The following is a 16,480-nucleotide window of genomic DNA, read 5'->3' as shown; positions in this document are numbered from 1 at the left end:
AAAATTGTTTTAATATAAAAAGGTTTTAACATGGAATTAAATTCTTATTCTCAATCAGCATCATCTATATATCAACAACTAGCTCAGAAAAGGTCTGAGTTAGCTAATATTGATAAAAAAGAAGTAGAAAAAGCTGCTTCAGATGATTATGATAAAACTAATGCTTCTAATGAAAAGTTTGATAAACAAGATTATGATAGAGTTTTAGATAAATATAAGAACTTAGATGCCCAAGTTAAAACCCATGAACAAGCCCATGCTGCAAATGGGACTACAACAGCACCTATTCAATATAATTATCATGTTGGACCAGATGGAAAGCTTTATGCAAATGGTGGTTCAGTAAGACTTGATACCTCAATGCCTGAAGATGAAGGAGCAGCAAATGCTAAGTTAGAAGAACTAAAAAGTGCTTCTAGTGCCCCTAGCGAATTAAGTTCTGCTGATGCACAAATTGCAAGAACAGCAAACTTAAATAAAATGCTACTTCACTCTCAAGAAGATACTCAAGGAGTAAATAATGAGAATAGATAATAATTTAAATGGTATGCTTGCAGCACAAATGCAAGTAACTGAAACAGCAGAAAAACTATCTACTATTGCTCAAGTAGTTGGAGATCCAGAAAATATGGAAGTTACAGCAGATATGATTGATGCAATTGCAGGAAATATACCTCAAATAATAGCTTATGAAGCAAATGCAAAGGGAATTGAAATGCAACAAGCTGTTGCAGATACACTTCTAAATTTAAAGGCTTAATAAATGGATAAAATCAATGTTGTATGTCCTCATTGTTTAAAAGTAAACAAAATTCCAAAAAAAGACTCTTATTCAAAAGCTAATTGTGGTTCTTGTAAAAACTCACTTTTAGACTCTACTCCTATTGAATTAGATGAATCAAACTTTGACCATGTAATTGTTAATTCAGAAATTCCTGTAATAGTAGACTTTTGGGCTCCATGGTGTGGACCATGTAAGATGATGGCACCAATTTTTAATGAAGTAGCTCAAAAATATCCATTAAAAGCACTATTTGTAAAAGTAAATACAGAACAACACCAAAACTTAGGTGCAAAATATCAAATAAGATCAATTCCTACTTTAATTGTATATAAAAATGGTAGTGAAGTAAAAAGAGTAAGTGGAGCCTTAGACCCACTTAAATTATCTAATTTAGTAAACGAACAGTTATAGAAACTATTTATTAGTTCTTATAAACTGTTGTAATTCTTTTAATTGAGTTTCGTTGAATACTGTGATTCCATTTTCACTTAATAATCTAGCTGTTAATCCTTGATTTTCAACTAAATTACCTGTAAAAGTACCATCATAAATCTTTGTATTTCCACAAGATGGTGATTTAGATTTTAATAAAGCAACTTTAATACCCTCTTCTTGGCAAAGCTCTAAAGCCTTTTTTGCTCCTAGTAAAAAGTTTATAGTTACGTCTTCTTTATTTATAGTTTCAACTTTAAAAGGTTTTTCTACACTTGTAATCTCCGCTGGATCTCTTGGAGTAGGTAATCCACCTTTTACTTCAGGACATAAAGAGTAAACTTCATTGTCGCATAAAATATCCATAAATAGTTCTTTTGAAGAAAAAGAAAACTTTGGATTAAATGCTACAGAAGAGTTTCCCCCATCATATCTAACATCTTCACCTAAAAGGCAAGAAGAGACCAATAACTTCATATATTAATCTCTATCCAGTAATTCTTTATCAAAGAATGTTGATGTTTGTATATTTTTAAATGCAGATTTCATAGAAACGAACATTTGAGGATTTTCCTCTTCCATTTTTTCTAATAACTCTTTTGTTTTAGCTCTTGCATGAGGCATTTTAATATCAAATCTCATTGCTGGACATGCTTCATCACCGATTACTGAGATTTCATTTGTTTGAGCAAAAGCTCTTAATTGTCTCTCTCTACAGAAGATTAAAGGTCTAATAACCTGTAAACCATTTTCTGCTTTATAAATAGGTGGCATTGATCTTAATGCACCATTGTATAGGAAGTTCATAAAAAATGACTCCATTGCATCATCTAAATGATGACCAAGTGCTACTTTATTGTATCCTTGTTCTTGTGCTGTTGAATATAAATACCCTCTTCTCATTCTAGAAAAGAATGAACAGAATGATGAGTTCTTTCTAATCTTATCTTTTGATAATTCAAAGATTTCTGTATCAATAATCTCATGCTCAATTCCATGTTCTTTACAGTGGTCAGCTAAAAACTGTACTTGCTCACCCATTCCATAAGTTACTGTTACTGCTTTAAACTCAAAGTCAAAAGGTGTAACTCTTTTTAGGTGATTTAAGGCATGAATTAAAGTTGTAGAGTCTTTCCCACCAGAGAAACCAACTAACACTCTATCACCTTCTTGAATCAATCCATATTCTGCATTTGTTCTTCCAACTAAACTTGAAATTTTTTTACTTAAGTTTACCAAAATCTCTTTCCTAACTATATTTTTCGCGATTATAACAAAAAAAACTAAATTAACTGCTTTTTTAGATAATTACACTATAATTTCTTTTTTAATTTTACTAGAAAGACTAATTTACATGACACAAGAAGAAATAAAAGAGTTTAAAGACACAATTGCTAAAACTATCATTCCTGTTGTTCAAAATATGACAGAAGACCAAATAAGAGAGATTATAACTCTAGTAGAAAAAGAGCATGAAAACTTACCTGAAGGCTTTGGTAATATGCTTTATGAGCAAATCTTAATTATGAAATATAATGGAAGATACTAAAGTATCTTCTTTCTCTTCTCCTCACTGCTTTAAATTAAATTCTTTACTGTTTTTTTAGATATTTATACTATAATCATGCCTTTCATATATATTTCAAAGGATTAAATAATGAAAAAACTTTTTTTTAATGCTATCTTTTTTTCAGCTTTAACAGTAATCTTCATTGGCTGCTCAGCTGCAAGTAAAACTGAACAAATGGATATACAAGAACCTAAAATTGAAGAACCTAAAGAAAAAATAATAATAAAAGAAAAAATTGTATATAAAGAGAAAAAAGTTCCTGTTTATATTACAAAAGAGCCAAAACAAAAAGACTCAAAGATAATTCTAGGTAACTATGAATATGTATATATTCCTTCAGAGAACTTAAAACTAAAAGCTAAGATAGATACAGGTGCAACTACAACTTCTTTACATGCAATAAATATAAAAGCTTTTGAAAGAGATGGGAAAAAATGGGTTAAGTTTACTTTAGAAAATGAAAAAGGTGAACTAATTAACAAAGCTTTACCTATAAGTAGAATTGTTTATATCAAAAGACATGGGGCAAAAAATCAAAAAAGATATGTAGTACAAATGAGAATAAACGTTGCAAACAGTAGTCAGCTTGTTGATGTAACACTTACAGATAGAAGTAAGTTCTCTTATCCAGTTCTTATTGGTAAAAACTTCCTAACTGGTATGGTTTTAGTTGATGTATCTAAAAAGTTCACGCAAGAGCCAATAAAAAAAGCTAAGTAAAGAGTAAAAATGACATCAAGAAATCAAATACTCTTATTCTCAATTATATTAATTATTACTTCTATTGCTCTAATGAGTTATAAAGTAAAAGTACTTAACTTCCCTATTTTTCAAGAAGAGACTACAAATATATGGAATATTGAAGCAAAAATTAGTTTTGATAGTAAGAAAAACCAAAGTGCCTTAGTTTCTATGATTCTTCCTAAAAAGCAAGATGGAATTATCATTGTAAATGAAGAGTCAAGTTCTGCGGATTATGGTTTTACAAAAAGAAAACTAAACTCTATAAATAAAGGTGTTTGGTCTAAAAGAGAAATTGAAGGTAGTCAAGTAATCTACTACTCAATTGATATTATAAAAGACAAATACTATAAAGCAAATCTTGAAGCAGAACCTATTGAAGTTGAGCCAATGGAAGTTCCTTCTGTAATGGTTCAAGCAGCAAACTCTTTATTAAATAAAATATATGACAAAAGCTCTGATTCTTTGACCTTTACTTCTTTATTAATAAAAGAGTTTAACCTAGTTCAACCTTCTCAAGCTGCAAAAATGATTAAAAACAATTATATGAAAACAGCTAAAGAAAAAAGAGATGCCCTAGTTCAACTTCTAAATAAAATGCAATACAAGGTTAGAACAATTGGTGCATTATATTTAGAAGATAAACAAAGAAATATAGTACTAACTCCTATGTTAGAAGTTTTCCATAAAGACAAATGGTATTTATTTGATATAAATAATGGTCTTATTGAAAATAGTAGTGAAATATTTATATGGCAAAGAGGTTCACAGTTCTTATTAGAAGCTGAGGGTGTTAAAAACTCTAATGTAAGATTCTCTGTAACTAAAAATATTGTACCAGCAAGAAATGCTGCTTTATCTAAAGATCTTAAAAACCAAAGTACTCTTTTAGACTTTTCATTGTTTACATTACCAAATGAGTCACAAAATACATTTAAACTACTTCTTTTAGTTCCTCTAGGAGCTTTAGTAGTTGTTATTATGAGAGTAATTGTAGGACTTAAAACATCTGGTACTTTTATGCCTATTTTATTATCGATGGCATTTATTGAAACAAGTTTAATACCTGGTATTATGATGTTTATTTTAGTTGTAACTATGGGACTTATTGTTAGGTCATACTTATCCCACTTAAATTTACTTCTTGTAGCAAGGATATCTTCTGTACTAATTGTTGTTGTTGGAATAATGGCTTTTGTGGCTATTCTTTCACATAAGTTAGAACTAGAATATGCTACAAGTATTACTTTCTTCCCTATTATTATTTTAGCTTGGACTATTGAAAGAATGTCTATTATTTGGGAAGAAGATGGTTCTAAAGAGGTATTTTTACAAGGTAGTGGTTCTTTAATAGTATCTATTATTGCTTACTTTGCTATGACAAACTCTGTTCTAAGTTTCATTACATTTAACTTCCCAGAAGTTTTATTAGCAGTTCTTGGATTAATCATACTTCTAGGAAGATATAGTGGTTATAGACTAAGTGAGCTTTATAGATTTAAATCAATGGTTAAGTAAAATGTTTGCAAACCCTTTTAAACTAAAAAAACTTGGTATTTTAGGAATGAATGACAGAAATATCAACTATATAGGAAAACACAACGATAGAAAAAACTTTCCTTTAGTTGATAATAAACTAAAAACTAAAAAACTAGCCCAAAAACATGGAATCTCAGTTCCTAAATTACTAGGTTATATTCAATACCAAGTGGAAATAAATCACTTTGAAGACTATATAGAAAACCAAAGTGGCTTTGTTATAAAACCTGCACAAGGAAGTGGAGGTAAAGGTATTCTTGTTATTGTTAAAAGAGATAAAGACAAGTTTATTAAACCAAGTGGTGAAGCTTTAGATTATAACGATATAAAAAGACATATCTCAAATATTCTAAGTGGTCTATACTCTCTTGGTGGAAGAAATGATGTAGCTGTTTTCGAGAAGCTAGTTGATTTTGATGATGTCTTTGATGGGTTTAGTTATGAAGGTGTTCCTGATGTAAGGGTAATTGTATATAAAGGTTTTCCTACTTTATCAATGATGCGATTATCTACTTCAAATAGTGATGGAAAAGCAAATCTTCATCAAGGTGCTGTTGGAGTTGGAATTGATATTAAAACTGGAAAAGCTTTAAATGCAGTACAGTTTGATAGACCAATTAAACTGCACCCTGATACAAATAAAAACCTAAAGGAATTAGTAGTTCCTTTTTGGGATGAGATACTTCATTTATCTGCAAGATGTTATGAGATGACAAATATGGGTTACTTAGGTGCTGATATTGTTATTGATAAAAATTTAGGTCCCTTAGTATTAGAATTAAATGCAAGACCTGGTTTAGCTATACAAATTGCCAATGACATTGGTGCTTTAAAAAGATTTAGTTTAATTGATAGTTTAAAAAACTCTAATAAAACTTTAGAAGAAAAGATTGCATTCTCTAAAGAGAACTTTTAAAAGAAGAAGAGATAAACTCCTCTTCTTTTAGTTTCCTTGCTCTCTTGCTCCAATATTTCCATATCTATGATAAGAGTGTGAAACAGATTGCTCTTTAAAGTAGTTTAGAAGCTCTAATCTTCCTTCCATCATAGGTTTTCCTCTTACGATGAAAGTTGTCGTTTTAGAAGCTTCTTTAAATACTTCTTCAGATACTTTTGCAATATCTGAATAGATTACTCTATCGTACTTAGAAATCTCTTTTTTGAACTTCTCTTCATCTTGAATAACTAAGTTATCCCTTGAAGTAAATAGTTTAGAGTATGAATCTTCTAGGAACTTTTTAACTTTCTTATTTTTATCAACTGATACTTTAAAGTGTACCTTTGAAACTCTTGCGGCAAGAACTCTTGATACTACATCAAAAAGAGTATCATCATCACTAACTCTAATAATTACATTATCTAAAGGAATATATCTAAAGTGATTGTCTTCTCCTCTTACATTACAATAGTCTTTTTCTTTTGAAAACTCATTTTCATAGTTTTCATAATATGATTGTAAAGCGAAAGAAAGCTTTTCTATATCATTTTTATATTTATTATCTGTTTTACAAGACTCAATAAACCTTGTTAAATCTGTAGAATATTTTTTAGCTACTTTTGGAATATTACTCTCTTCAAAATCAACAAACTGAGTTATATAGTTATAAATACCAACTTTTCTCCCTGCTCCAATTGCAGATTTACCCATACCACCAAATGGTTGTCTTAAAACAATAGCTCCTGTAGTTCCTCTATTTACATATAGATTTCCTGCTTTTAGGTTTGCTTTCCAATACTCAACTTCTCTTTCATCTAAAGACTCAATTCCAGAAGTTAAACCATACCCTGTAGAGTTTACAATCTCAACTGCATGTTTTAAATCTTTTGCTTTCATTACTGCTAATACTGGTCCAAAAAGTTCTGTTTTATGAATAAAGTTTCCTTCTTTTACACCCCATTTAATTGCTGGTTCTAACATATACTCATTATTATCAGCATATGAAGGTTCTAAAGCCCACTCTTCTCCATCTTCTAATTCAGAAATTGCTTTTTTTAATGCTCCACCAACAGGATTTGCTAACGTACCAATTCTATTTTTAAAATCCCAAACAGAACCAACACTCATAGAACTAGCAGTGTCAACTAAAGCTTTTCTAAATGAAGCATCATTATAAACTTCTTCTTCTAATACTAGTAAAGATGTAGCTGAACATTTTTGTCCTGAGTTGTTAAAAGCACTTAAACAAACATTTTTAACTGCTTGGTCTCTATCTGCCATATTAGTAACTATTGTTGCATCTTTTCCGCCAGTTTCAGCTGTTAAGAAAAGGTCTGGTCTAGTTTCAAGCATTTTGTGGGCAGTATCTTCACCACCAGTTAAAATTACAAAATCAACTTTTTTATTAGCAATTAAATGCTCACCAGCTAATGCTCCAGGACAAGGAACAAACTGTAAAGTGTTTTTTGAAACTCCTGCATCCCAGAAGCATTTGCACATTTCATAAGCAGTTAATGCTGCAACAGAAGCAGGTTTGATAATAACTGTATTTCCAGCTGCTAATGCTGATGCAACCCCACCTAAAGGAATTGCTACAGGGAAGTTCCAAGGTGGTACGACAACACCTACACCTTTTCCGCTAAACTCTAAGTTCTCATATTTTTCCCAATACTCTGAAGAGTGAGAATAAAACTCAATAAAATCAACTGCTTCAGATACTTCAACATCAGTTTCAGTAAATACTTTTCCTACTTCTGCTGCTGCAACACCTATTAAATCATCTCTTCTTTCTCTAACTTTAATAGCTGCTTGTTTTAAAACCTCATGTCTTTGTCTATTTGTTTTACTTCTCCAACCATCAACATCAGCATCTGCAATATCTACTGCTTTTTGTAAATCTTCTGCTGTAGCATTAGCAAATCTACCTGCTAAAACACCCTCTTTTAATTGAGATTTATCAATTGCATCTACAACTTTTCTTCCTTCAATTAAATCTTCTCCACCAACTACAACTGGTGCAACTTTATGTTCACTGTCTTTAGAGAATTTCCATTTTTTTATAATATTTCTTGCCCACTCTTGATTTGCAGGTAAAACAAAATCTGTATCAGCTTCTGCGTGATAAGTTCCTGTATCGTATGAAGAGTTAGAGAAATCATCCCATTTTTCAGTTAATCTATTTTGCTGTCTTTTTGCACCAACAAAAGATGTTTTCTCATTCTCAAATGATTTTCTAAATAGTGCTTCTTGATCTTTCCAATCTTTTGTTCCAACTTCTAATCCAAAAGAATATCTAATAAAGTTATTAGGACCTGTATTTTCATCAAGTCTTCTTACTAAATAAGCAATCGCATTTGTGAACTGCTCTTTTGAAGCTGTTGGACCATAAAGAATCGCATTTTTAGAGATCTCTTTAATTGCAAGTCTTGCTGACTCACTCATACCTTCTAACATCTCAATTGTGTGATACTTTTCTGTATCATTCTCTTTTGCTAGTTCTGTAGCAAAGGCAAGTTCGAATAAGTTATGAGACCCCGTTCCCACATGCATATATGGAGCATTTTCTGGTTTTAAAGCATGTCTAATCATTCTTTTGTAGTTTGAATCAGTATCACTTTTCTCAGTATAAGTTACCATTTCCCAGTGTTTTTGAGAAGCTTCAGTTTCTTCCATTTCCATGTTTGCACCCTTAACAAGTCTAAACTTAATAGGGCTTCCACCATTCTCTACTCTTTTTCTTGCCCATTCACATAAATCTTTTTGTACATTAAATGAATCAGGTAAATATGCTTGAAGTACAATTCCTGCATAGAAGTCTTTGAACTCTTCTTTTGCTAAAGTTCTTTTAAATACTTCAACTGTAATATCTAAGTCTCTATACTCTTCCATATCAAGGTTGATAAATTTATTTGATTTTGTACCATCTGGTGCAATATAAGGATATTTTTTAGCTTGAGCATAAATTTTGCTTAGCTTTTCAACTAATACTTCAACTGTATGTTCAAAATCTAAAGCACTTATTTGAGAATAAATTGTAGAGATTTTAATAGAAATATAGTCAATATTTGGGTTTTCTAAAGCTTTTAAATACTTTTCAATTCTTTCACTAGCTTCTTCTTCCCCTAGAACTACTTCACCAATTAAATTAATATTTACCCTTGTACCCTCTTCTTTTCTCATTTTAAGATGCTTATTAAATGGTTCTGCTTCACCTTTTAATACAACAGTTTTTGTGTCATCTCTAATTTGATCTACAAACATTGGTACAGAAAGGTTTGGTAAAAATTTACCTATATTTTGGAATAACCATAAAAGCATTCTATCTTTTGTAGTAAAAAAGTGTGCCATACCATGCTTTTCAAGTAAAAAAATGATTTGATTTGCAATTCTATCATTTGATTCACATCTAAAGCATTGGTCCATTAACTCAATTAGTAAAGCTTTGTCTTTTGGATGCTCTAACATCTTGTTCATCTTCTTATAGAACTCTCTATCGTAGTCACTAACTAACTCAGTAGCTCTTCTTTGCCATTTTTCAGCCAGTTTAACTGCTGATTCTATAATCTCTTTTTCTTCTCTCATCCCGTATCCTTATAATTAAAAGCATAAATTTTATTAAGTAATACAAAAAGTAGTACCTTTCAAAAATTATCACACACAAAAACTTAATTTAGACTTAAATTTTACTTATTTTAGTATCTAAAATTACTTATTTATAGTATTGTGTAAAACTGTTCTATAAAACCTAAAAAGCATTACTTCAAGGAGTTTTAAAAGAAATCAAAGTAATATAAGTAAACAAAAATCAAAGGGTTATTTTTTGGCTAAACAAAAATATGATAGACAAATTATAAGAAATGTAATAGATAAAAGTCTTAAAAACAAAAAAGAGATTACTCAGCTAACTATTAAAATTGATTCAAAACTTGATGATGCATTAGTTATTCTTTCAGAGAAAATCAATGTATCAAAAAATAGACTTATAGAAAATATTCTTTATGAAAGTGGCATTATTGAAGAAGTAGAGGAAAACTACTATGAATAACTTTCCAAAACAAGAAAAAGTAGTAGATGCTATTTTAAATGGTATTGTAAATGCTAAAAACAACTTTTTATTTTGGACAAATGATAGACTAAGTCTTTCTTATGGTCCCCATAAAATTGTAACTATTCATATTGCTCAAGAGATAGCAAAAATAGAAGAGCACACACCAGAAATATTTATAAATGCTACTGTTACAGATATTTTAAGATGTTCACTACCTGATAGAGATGAATATCCAAACTTTATGACTAAAAGAGATCTTACAGAAGGTACTTTTAGTATAACACTTGATGAAAGAATTCCTCATAGTAACCACAATGACTCAATTTCAAGAGTAATTATCTCTGTTAAAAATAATGTTATAAATACTAAAAAAGAGTACTTAGATGAAGTAGATAGAATCTGTAAAATGATTCAAAGGGATGAAAACTATAAAGAGTCTAGTTTAGATTATGGAGTATTTACTTTCTACTCTGATATTACTAAAGATGCAAGAAAGAAGCTTGATAAAAGAATTCCTGAGATAATCAAAAACTTTGATAAAGTAGTAGCTAACTATGATAACTTAAAAGCAACATTTAAAGGTGGAGAAATCCATAAAACAAAAGATGATGAAGAGTGGTCAATGAGCTGTTATATTATTGAACCATTTTTTAAATAGTAGTAGGATTTCCCTTACTACTATTTAGTGTTTTTTACCAAGATAAGCTTCTTGGATTTTCTCTGAGTTTAATAACTCTTCAGATGTTCCCTCATGGGTAATATGACCCACTTCTAAAACATAAGCTCTATCAGCTAACTTCAATGCAGCCTTCGCATTTTGTTCTACTAATAAAACAGTTACACCACTTTGTGCAATCTCTTTTACTGCTTTAAAAATTGCTTTAATTAAAATAGGTGCAAGTCCAAGTGAAGGCTCATCAAGAATTAAAAGCTTTGGTTTTGACATAATAGCACGTCCTATTGCAAGCATTTGTTGCTCACCACCAGAAAGAGTACCAGCAAGCTGTTTTCTTCTCTCTTTTAGTCTTGGTAAGATGTCATAAATCCACTGTAATGTCTCTTTGTCGTGGTCTTTAAGTGTATATGCACCCATCATCAAGTTCTCTTCAACAGTAAGTGTTCCAAAAACTCTTCTTCCTTCAGGAGAGTGAGACATACCTAAACTTACTATATCATGAGCAGGAGTACTAGTAATATCATTTTTATCAAAGATAATACTACCTTGTTTTGCTTTTAGTAAGCCAGAGATTGTTCTTAAAGTTGTAGTTTTTCCAGCACCATTTGCACCTAAGATTGTTACAACTTCTCCACGTCTTACTTGAATATTAATTCCCTTAATTGCAGAAATAGCTCCATATGAAACGTGAAGGTCTTTTATATCTAATAAAATCTCATTATTTACCATCTTGCTCTTCCTCCTCGTCATCATCAGAACCAATATAAGCTTCTACAACTCTTGGGTCATTTTGTACAAAACTTGGTTCACCTTGAGAAATCTCTTTTCCAAAGTTAATAACAGTGATATAATCAGTTAAATTCATAACCATTTCCATATCATGTTCAATCATCATAATACCAATATCCATTTGAGATATTTTTCTAATGATTTCAGTTAACTCAATTGTCTCATTTTCATTAAGACCTGCTGCTGGCTCATCTAAAATAAGAAGTTCAGGCTTTGCAGCTAATGCTCTTGCCATCTCAACTTTTCTTTGATTACCATAAGATAAATCACCAGTTGCATTTGTAGCTAAATGAGTTAAATTAAAAAACTCCATTAACTCTTCAACTTTTTTCCAAGCCTCTTGCTCATCTTTTTTATATGCAGGAGTATGGATAATTGCGTGATACCATTTTTGTTTTGACTTTGTATGATATCCTGCCATAATATTTTCAGCTACACTCATCTCTTTAAATAGCCTAATATTTTGGAATGTTCTTAAAACTCCCCTTTGAGCAATTTTATGAGGTTGCATTCCAGTGATATCTTCACCTTTATATTTAATAGTTCCTTGCTCTGGTGTATAAATACCAGTAACACAGTTAAAAAGTGTAGTTTTCCCTGCTCCATTAGGACCAATAATCCCATAGATTTGCCCAGGTTTTACTTTAATAGTTAAGTCATCAATTGCAACAAGACCATGGAAAAACTTAGATACGTTATCTATTTCTAGTACATATTTCATTATTCAGTTTCTCCTTTTGATTTTGCTTTTAGTGCTTTTTCTTTTAAATACTTTGGAATATTTCCAAAAGTTGCTGGCCATACACCATTTGGTCTAAGAACCATAGTAAGAACCATTGCAGCACCAAAGATTAAATATCTTGACTCTTTAAACTCTGTAAATAGTTCAGGTAGTACAAACATTACAAATGTACCAATAATTACACCTGGAAGTGATGCAGAACCACCAACAAGTACAATAGCAAAGAACATAACTGACTGCATAAATGAGAATGACTCAGGACTTACAGCTGAATACTGAATTGCAAAAATAGAACCAGCAACACCTGCAATAGCAGCACCTAGTGCAAAGGCAAATAGTTTATAATATGGAATATTAATACCCATAGACTTTGCAGCAATTTCGTCTTTATTGATATAATAAAGTGCTCTACCATATCTTGAGTTATCAAGGTTTCTAATAATTAACAGTGTAATTAAAAGAAGTCCAAATGCCATATAGTAAATTGCAGTATCTGACCATAATTCATATCCAAATACTCTTACAACATCGATTCCAAAAATACCATTTGGACCACCAGTTAAACCAAATAAATCATTTGATAAAACCTGTTCAAAAATGATATTAAATCCAATTGTTGCTACAAGTAAATAATCACCTCTTAGGTGAATGATTGGACCTGCAAGTACAATAGCAACAATTACAGGAAAGATAATTGCAAATGGAATAGTTGCAATAATTTCTAAACCAAAATGTACATTTAATATTGCTGTTGTATATGCTCCAATACCAAAGAAAATAGCATGTCCCATATTAAATACACCTGCTCGTCCAAGAATAATATCTTGAGAAAAGGCAACTGTAGCAAATACTAAAAACGTAATACCAATACTAAGCCAAGCTGAATCAACAGTAAATGGGAAAACAGCCATAACTAATATAAATATAGTAGCAATTAAAGTAGTCTTATTCATTATACTTTCTCCGCTGTTTTTTCACCAAGAATACCTGTTGGTCTAACAATTAAGATAATAATTAAAAGAACAAAAGTAAATGTCTCAGCCCATTCTGTTGAGATATAACCTGCAATTAAAGCATTAAATAATCCAAGTAATAATCCACCAATCATAGCTCCTGGAATTGAACCAATTCCACCAATAATAGCTGCAATAAAGGCATTTAGACCATAAACCCATCCCATATCAAATGTTAAAGATCTATAATAAATACCAATAAACAGACCACCAATAGCACCAAGCATAGAACCAACTACGAAAATAATCATAACAATTCTATTAACATTAATACCCATTAGTTTTGCTGCATCTTGGTCAATTGCAGTTGCACGAATAGCAGTACCAATCTTTGTTTTATTAATAAAGAAGTATAAAGCTATCATTAATACAGCTGAAAGTACTAAAATACAAAGCTGTGTAAATGTAATAATTACACCAGAAACATTCCAAGTTGTACTAGGTAATAAATCTGCTGGGAAAATTTGCATATTTGGACCCCAAATAAGCATTATTCCATTTTGAATAACTAAAGCTGCACCAAGTGCTGAAACAACAGCACTAAGTCTTGGTGCCGTTCTTAAAGGTCTATATGCAAGACGCTCAAGAAGAACACCCACAAAAGCAACAATAATAGCAGTCAATAAGAAAATGATAATTACATTAACAAAAGAAACTGCACTTGCACCAAAAAACTGTGTAAATATAGTAAGTCCAACATAAGCTGAGAAGGCAACAAGGTCACCGTGTGCGAAGTTGATTAACTTCATCACACCGTAAACCATTGTATAACCTAAAGCAACTAATGCATATAAACTTCCTATAGTCAAACCATTGATTAACTGTTGAAGAAAAATATCCATTTATTTAGGCTCTCTTATTATTTGTTGAATGATACTTTGTAGCTTCCATCATTTTGAATTTGATACACCATTAAAGATGCTCCAACTCTTTCACCATCTTCTCTAATGTTAAATGGTCCAGTAATTCCTGGGAAATCTTTCATATCATTTCTAATATAGTCAGAAATCTTTTTAGTATCAAATGAGTTTGTTTTTTCAACACCTTCCATAACTGCTCTTAAACCATCTGCATTAACTACAGCCCAAATTGAAGGAGGCTTCATGTTAAATCTATCTTCATATGCTGTTAAGTATTTTTTAGCAGCTTCATAAGGTAAAATATCTGGAGTTGGTACATTTACTAAATAAACACCTTCTGCAGCTTTTCCTGCAAGTTTTAAGAAGTCTGGGTTATCATTTGAATCACCACCAACAAAGTCAGCGTTAATTCCTAATTGTTGTTGTTGAACTCTTAAAAGTCCACCATCAGTATAGTAACCTGAGTAATAAATTACATCTGGGTTTAATGCTTTGATTTTAGTTAAGATAGCTGTAAAGTTTTGAGTACCAGATTTAATCTTTCCTCTAAATGCTACATTACCACCAAGCTTTTTAATAGAATCCTCTACAGAGTTTGCTAATCCATCAGAATAAGAAGAATAATCAGATAATACTGCAATTCTTTGATATTTCTTTTGATTTACAAAATAGTCTGCTGTAAACTCACCTTGAGCTGAGTTTGGAAATGAGTTTCTAAAGAATGTCCAATATTTTCTTTTAATTAAAGAATCTGAAGTTCCATCTGAAGTTTGAAGAATCTTATTTCTATAATAAGTAGTTTGAGCAGCTTCTGTTGCTCCTGAAGTATAAGAACCAATTACAGCAAAAACACCTGCATTTGCTAACTTCTTAGCACAAACAGCTGCTTTTTGAGCTTTTGCTTCATCATCACAAGTAACTACTTCAATCTTTTTACCAAGTAGTCCACCCTCTTTGTTCTTTTCATCTACAATAAGTCTAACAAAGTTGTCAATACCTTGTCCCTCATTTGCATACTTCCCTGTAATTGGTGCTTGAACACCGATCTTAACTGTATCTGCTGCAAATACTGAAGTACAAACAGCTGCACTTAGTGCAAAAGCACTAGCTAACTTAGTTAATTTCATCTAATCCCCTTTCCTTAAATTAAATCTTTTTCTAGTCTAAATCCAAACAATATTTCTAATGTTTTTTTAGTAGTACTAAAAGTAATGACTTTTGAAAACTATTCATTATTTCACAGTAAAAATAAATTAAGACTTAAAAAAAGACCATTTATTATAACTAATATATCATTTTATTGTAATTTTCTTAAAATGCTATTTTATTGCTACTCTTTGGCTTTTTTTTGCTGAATTAGTAGTCCAACAATGATGAATGCTAAACCTACTAAAGTAGAGATAAAAATCTTTTCATTTAGAATGAAATATATAAAGATTAAGGACATAAAAGGTGAGATAAAAATTAGGTTTGCAATCTTTGAAGTATTCTGGGCATTTTGCATTGCTTTTAACCAAAATAGAAAAGTAATACCCATTTCAAACAATCCTACATAAACTGCTGCTAATACTCCACTTGAATTAGGAACACTAAGAGGTTGTGTTAAAACGAAGTATATTATTATAACTGGTGTAGCAACTAAGAAGTTAGAAAATAGCATTACTGTTGACTCACCTTTTGCTTTTGTATTAAATATCCAATATAAAGACCATAGAATTGTACTAAATAGTGCTAACAATACTCCATCTATATTTGAGAAGTTTAAAGAAAAAGGTTCACCTTTTGTTGATATAACTAATACACCAAAATAGCAGATAATCCCTGCAACAATATCATTGAATGTAAGTTTCTGCTTTAAAAATGGAACAGAAAGAAATGCTAACATTAAAGCCCAAGTATAATTTATAGCTTGTGCTTCTTGAGCTGGTAAATAATCATAAGCTTTAAATAAAACTAGATAGTATAAAAATGGATTAATAAGTCCTAAAATAAAAACTAATTTTATATTCTTCTTTATATATGGTAATACTTGATTTAGTTTCTTATTTATTATTAGCACACAAAACAGTGCAGCTAATGAAGTTAAAGAAGAGAGTAATACTAACTCTTCAGGTGATAAATATTGTAATGCAAATTTAAAAGCTGTAGCAACTGTTGACCAAAGGAATACTGCTATTAATGCAAATTTATAAGCTTGTGATTGAGATTTAATAGTATTCTCCATATTTTTTTCAAATTGTACCACACGTAATGTTATATTTACTTAGCTTTTGTTAAGAAAATTATTATTTAATATTTTTAAGTTTAAATATATGAAATTATTATAATATTTTCTAATAAACAAAAAGG

18 protein-coding genes are annotated in these 16,480 nt (G+C 30.6%); 9 read left to right on the top strand and 9 right to left on the bottom strand.

The window, feature by feature from the left end; all coding sequences use genetic code 11:
- Positions 1-30: 30 nt before the first annotated feature.
- The 3 genes from CRV03_RS02250 to trxC are packed head-to-tail and all read left to right on the top strand — an operon-like array spanning position 31 to position 1,195.
- Entirely contained in the window at positions 31-534 is a 504-nt protein-coding gene (locus CRV03_RS02250; protein WP_129083512.1) for a putative metalloprotease CJM1_0395 family protein, read from the top strand.
- Positions 521-760 (top strand): hypothetical protein, encoded by a 240-nt coding sequence (locus tag CRV03_RS02245; RefSeq protein WP_129083511.1) that lies wholly within the window; start codon positions 521-523, stop codon positions 758-760. Before CRV03_RS02250 ends, CRV03_RS02245 begins: the two co-directional genes overlap by 14 nt.
- Positions 761-763: 3 nt before the next feature.
- On the top strand, positions 764-1,195 hold the full coding sequence (gene trxC, locus CRV03_RS02240; RefSeq protein WP_258238979.1) for a thioredoxin TrxC: 432 nt from the start codon (positions 764-766) through the stop codon (positions 1,193-1,195).
- 3 nt (positions 1,196-1,198) lie between these two features.
- Here the strand turns inward: trxC and CRV03_RS02235 are convergent, their stop codons facing one another.
- Together CRV03_RS02235 and CRV03_RS02230 are read right to left on the bottom strand one after the other, a co-directional pair.
- A complete protein-coding gene (locus tag CRV03_RS02235; RefSeq protein ID WP_129083510.1) occupies positions 1,199-1,693 on the bottom strand; it encodes a DUF523 domain-containing protein in 495 nt (164 codons plus the stop codon).
- 3 nt (positions 1,694-1,696) lie between these two features.
- Positions 1,697-2,455, bottom strand: a complete 759-nt coding sequence (locus CRV03_RS02230) for an ATP-binding protein (RefSeq protein ID WP_129083509.1) — start codon at positions 2,453-2,455, stop codon at positions 1,697-1,699.
- Positions 2,456-2,570: 115 nt separating this feature from the next.
- Between CRV03_RS02230 and CRV03_RS02225 the strand changes: the two genes are divergently transcribed.
- From CRV03_RS02225 to CRV03_RS02210, 4 genes are all read left to right on the top strand, one after another.
- A complete protein-coding gene (locus CRV03_RS02225; protein WP_129083508.1) occupies positions 2,571-2,765 on the top strand; it encodes a hypothetical protein in 195 nt (64 codons plus the stop codon).
- 108 nt (positions 2,766-2,873) lie between these two features.
- On the top strand, positions 2,874-3,506 hold the full coding sequence (locus CRV03_RS02220) for an ATP-dependent zinc protease (protein WP_129083507.1): 633 nt from the start codon (positions 2,874-2,876) through the stop codon (positions 3,504-3,506).
- A 9-nt stretch (positions 3,507-3,515) separates the two neighbouring features.
- Positions 3,516-5,045 (top strand): inactive transglutaminase family protein, encoded by a 1,530-nt coding sequence (locus CRV03_RS02215; protein ID WP_129083506.1) that lies wholly within the window; start codon positions 3,516-3,518, stop codon positions 5,043-5,045.
- Between the two features lies 1 nt (position 5,046).
- Positions 5,047-5,982: an alpha-L-glutamate ligase-like protein gene (locus CRV03_RS02210; RefSeq protein WP_129083575.1), complete on the top strand. Its 936-nt coding sequence runs from the start codon at positions 5,047-5,049 to the stop codon at positions 5,980-5,982.
- A 27-nt stretch (positions 5,983-6,009) separates the two neighbouring features.
- Here the strand turns inward: CRV03_RS02210 and CRV03_RS02205 are convergent, their stop codons facing one another.
- Positions 6,010-9,585 carry a bifunctional proline dehydrogenase/L-glutamate gamma-semialdehyde dehydrogenase gene (locus CRV03_RS02205; protein ID WP_129083505.1) on the bottom strand — a complete coding sequence of 1,192 codons (3,576 nt, stop codon included), beginning with the start codon at positions 9,583-9,585 and terminating at the stop codon, positions 6,010-6,012.
- A 238-nt stretch (positions 9,586-9,823) separates the two neighbouring features.
- Between CRV03_RS02205 and CRV03_RS02200 the strand changes: the two genes are divergently transcribed.
- On the top strand, positions 9,824-10,048 hold the full coding sequence (locus tag CRV03_RS02200; RefSeq protein ID WP_129008390.1) for a hypothetical protein: 225 nt from the start codon (positions 9,824-9,826) through the stop codon (positions 10,046-10,048).
- Positions 10,041-10,709: a hypothetical protein gene (locus CRV03_RS02195; protein ID WP_129083504.1), complete on the top strand. Its 669-nt coding sequence runs from the start codon at positions 10,041-10,043 to the stop codon at positions 10,707-10,709. Before CRV03_RS02200 ends, CRV03_RS02195 begins: the two co-directional genes overlap by 8 nt.
- Positions 10,710-10,733: 24 nt before the next feature.
- Here CRV03_RS02195 and CRV03_RS02190 read toward each other — a convergent pair whose 3' ends face one another.
- The 6 genes from CRV03_RS02190 to CRV03_RS02165 form a co-directional block, all read right to left on the bottom strand.
- A complete protein-coding gene (locus CRV03_RS02190) occupies positions 10,734-11,456 on the bottom strand; it encodes an ABC transporter ATP-binding protein (protein WP_129083503.1) in 723 nt (240 codons plus the stop codon).
- Positions 11,446-12,237 (bottom strand): ABC transporter ATP-binding protein, encoded by a 792-nt coding sequence (locus tag CRV03_RS02185; RefSeq protein ID WP_129083502.1) that lies wholly within the window; start codon positions 12,235-12,237, stop codon positions 11,446-11,448. The genes CRV03_RS02190 and CRV03_RS02185 overlap by 11 nt, the downstream gene beginning before the upstream one ends.
- Entirely contained in the window at positions 12,237-13,211 is a 975-nt protein-coding gene (locus CRV03_RS02180) for a branched-chain amino acid ABC transporter permease (protein ID WP_129083501.1), read from the bottom strand. Before CRV03_RS02180 ends, CRV03_RS02185 begins: the two co-directional genes overlap by 1 nt.
- Complete coding sequence (locus CRV03_RS02175) at positions 13,211-14,113, bottom strand: branched-chain amino acid ABC transporter permease (RefSeq protein ID WP_129083500.1); 903 nt, start codon at positions 14,111-14,113, stop codon at positions 13,211-13,213. The genes CRV03_RS02180 and CRV03_RS02175 overlap by 1 nt, the downstream gene beginning before the upstream one ends.
- 17 nt (positions 14,114-14,130) lie before the next feature.
- Entirely contained in the window at positions 14,131-15,258 is a 1,128-nt protein-coding gene (locus CRV03_RS02170; protein ID WP_129083499.1) for a branched-chain amino acid ABC transporter substrate-binding protein, read from the bottom strand.
- A 203-nt stretch (positions 15,259-15,461) separates the two neighbouring features.
- Positions 15,462-16,355, bottom strand: a complete 894-nt coding sequence (locus CRV03_RS02165; RefSeq protein WP_129083498.1) for a DMT family transporter — start codon at positions 16,353-16,355, stop codon at positions 15,462-15,464.
- Between the last annotated feature and the right edge of the window lie 125 nt (positions 16,356-16,480).

It is taken from the genome of Arcobacter sp. F155 (genome assembly GCF_004116455.1).
GTDB lineage: Bacteria > Campylobacterota > Campylobacteria > Campylobacterales > Arcobacteraceae > Halarcobacter.
This window is presented reverse-complemented; position numbering and strand designations above follow the sequence as displayed.